The following is a 407-nucleotide window of genomic DNA, read 5'->3' as shown; positions in this document are numbered from 1 at the left end:
CCGCGCGTCATCAGCATCTGCTTGCCGATCTCGACGATCTCGATCAGCTTCGTCGGGTTCGAGTCGAGGTCGACCATGTTGCCGGCTTCCTTCGCCGCCTGCGTCCCGGTGTTCATCGCGACCGCCACGTCGGCCTGCGCAAGCGCCGGCGCGTCGTTGGTGCCATCGCCCGTCATCGCGACGAGACGCCCGGCCGCCTGGTGCTCGCGGATCGTCGCGAGCTTGGTTTCCGGCGTCGCTTCCGCGAGGAAATCGTCGACCCCTGCTTCCGCCGCGATCGCCGCCGCCGTCAGCCGGTTGTCGCCCGTCACCATCACGGTCTTGATGCCCATCTTGCGCAGTTCCGCGAAGCGCTCCTTGATCCCGCCCTTCACGATGTCCTTCAGCTCGATCACGCCGAGCACGCG

General features: G+C 67.3%; 1 protein-coding gene. It reads right to left on the bottom strand.

Going from position 1 to position 407, the window contains the following annotated elements; all coding sequences use genetic code 11:
* Positions 1–407 (bottom strand): HAD-IC family P-type ATPase (locus HWX36_RS36740; protein WP_175958582.1); only part of this gene is annotated, 407 nt, incomplete at both ends.

Source organism: Burkholderia sp. BCC0405, from assembly GCF_902833075.1.
Classification (GTDB): domain Bacteria; phylum Pseudomonadota; class Gammaproteobacteria; order Burkholderiales; family Burkholderiaceae; genus Burkholderia.
Note: the sequence above shows the minus strand (reverse complement) of the source record. Positions and strands in the feature narration are given on the sequence as shown.